This window comes from Nonomuraea sp. B5E05 (assembly GCF_039880665.1).
GTDB lineage: Bacteria > Actinomycetota > Actinomycetes > Streptosporangiales > Streptosporangiaceae > Nonomuraea.
The window spans coordinates 1-2147 of sequence record NZ_JBDPMJ010000080.1 but is presented as its reverse complement, the minus strand read 5'-3'; the positions used below and the strand labels follow the sequence as shown (position 1 = coordinate 2147).

Genomic DNA, 2147 nt, shown 5'->3' with positions numbered 1-2147 from the left:
GCCTGCGGACCTTGACCGGATGCGTCACCGGGCCTCCCGACTTCCGATCGAACGTGATCAGCACCATCCAACCGGCCGGACCGCCTTACGCGCCAACCCGGTGATCGTTTCCGGTCAAAGCACTAGCGAGTAGCCGGGGGGAGTCTCACCCCCCGGCTCTCTCAGAACCGTGCTTGATCGTCTCCGATCACACGGCTCCCATCATCCAGTCGTTCACGGTTATGGCTTGACGAGCTTCCAGTGGGCGAAGAGCCCGGGATACAGCCTGGCGTGGCTGCCCAGCGCGCCGCGCGCCTTGGCTCGTTTGCGCCGTAAACGCTTGTACTTCTGCACGAGCCACCGCACCAGATAGTCGTTGATGCGGTTGAGGCTGAAGTCCAACGCGGACGAATAGAACCGTCCGTAGTAGTTGATCCAGCCCCGCACGACCGGGTTGATCTCCCGGGCGAGCCGCTCCAGGGTCGCTCCACTGCGCAGGTGCAGCCGCCATGAGCGGATCTGCGCCCGGATCTGCTTGGCGGCCTCGTCGCTGACGGCCGGATTGAAGCCGAAGAAGTAGCTCCCCCGCTTCGTCCGGACCTTCCGCACACGAAACCCGTACCCCAGGAACGTGAAAGAGGTGTGCTCGGCCGAGCCACGCCTGTTCCCGTCCTTGCAATACACGATGCGGGTCTTGTCGGGATGCAGTCGCAACCCACCGCACTCGGCCAGCCGCCCGGCGATCGCCTCGCGCACCCGATGCGCTTGACCCTCGCTGCGGCAGTGAACCACCACGTCGTCGCAGTACCGTTCAAACTGGACACCCGGATTCTCCCGGGCCATCCAGCGGTCGAACGCATAATGCATGAACAGGTTCGACAACAACGGCGAGATCGCAGAGCCCTGTGGACTTCCCCGATCTCGCGCGAGCAGGCTGCCGTCCTGCCGCTGGAGCGGGGCCTTGAGCCACCGCTCCACATACAGCAGGATCCACCGCTGATCGGTGTGGTGAGCCACCGCCTTGAGAACGAGATCATGATCAAGGTTGTCGAAGAACCCCTGGATGTCCATATCGATCACCCAGTCGGTTCTCCAGCACCGCTCCCGGCACACAGCGATCGCGTCCAGCGCACTGCGGCCCGGCCGATACCCATAGGAGTCCGGGTGGAACCAGGGCCACGGCGAGATATCGGTAACAGCCTGAATGTCCATTTCGCGGCGTGACCGGTCCGGGCGGCAAGAGGGGGCCGGAGACTCGTCTGAGGACGCGAACAGGCACGACCTTCGAGATCATGAGGTTCTCGACGCCTAATGATCACCAGAGAAGACCGTGCCTGTCCTGTCATCATCGCCGATCAGTGGTGCCCTTGGCCCACTGGCCGAGCATGGGCCGGTGGCCGCCTCCGCTGCCGAATGCCTCAGCCTGCTGGAGTGCTTCCAACGCCTTCCCGACCCCCGTGACCCGCGTGGCGTCCGACACGCGCTGGCGTCGTTACTGGCCGGCGCCGCGGCTGCCGTGCTGGCCGGCGCACGTTCCTTCACGGCGATCGGTGAGTGGATCGCTGATGCCCCCGCCCAAGTGATGGCCGTCCTCGGAGTCCGCCGGGATCCGCTGAGCCGGGCATGGCAACCACCGGACGAGTCAACTGTGCGGCGTCTGTTCGAGCAGATCGACACCGACGCCCTGGATGAGGCGGTGTGCTCCTGGCTGGCCGGGCGAGCCGCCGCGACCAGCGCCTGTGCGGACGGCCGTGCGCGTCGCCAGGCCGTGGCCGTCGACGGCAAGGCCCTGCGCGGCGCACGCCACCGCGGCGGTGAGCCGGTGCATCTACTGGCCGCCTTCGACCATGGCAGCGGCCTGGTGCTCGCGCAGACCGACGTGGACGGCAAGACCAGCGAGATCACCCGCTTCCAACCCTTGCTGAAGCGTCTCGACCTGGACGATCGCGTGGTCACCGCCGACGCCTTGCATACCCAGCGCGAGCACGCCACCTTCCTCATCGAGCAGAAACGGGCGCACTACGTACTGATCGTCAAGAAGAACCAGTGCGCCACGAGGCGCTCTGACGCATCCCCGCCAAGGCGGGACAGACTCGAAGGGAGGTCTGCTGGGTCCGATGGCTTACCTGGAGCCGAAAGGTGAAGGGGACCAGAGCATGCCAGGAAAC

At 65.7% G+C, this 2147-nt stretch carries 2 protein-coding genes; one reads left to right on the top strand and one right to left on the bottom strand.

Annotated features, from left to right (window positions below):
- Positions 1–219 precede the first annotated feature (219 nt).
- Positions 220–1191, bottom strand: a complete 972-nt coding sequence (locus ABGB01_RS45850; protein ID WP_347780622.1) for a reverse transcriptase domain-containing protein — start codon at positions 1189–1191, stop codon at positions 220–222.
- 181 nt (positions 1192–1372) lie between these two features.
- Here ABGB01_RS45850 and ABGB01_RS45845 point away from each other — a divergent pair, with 181 nt between their 5' ends.
- A complete protein-coding gene (locus ABGB01_RS45845) occupies positions 1373–2122 on the top strand; it encodes an ISAs1 family transposase (RefSeq protein WP_347780620.1) in 750 nt (249 codons plus the stop codon).
- Positions 2123–2147: the final 25 nt, after the last annotated feature.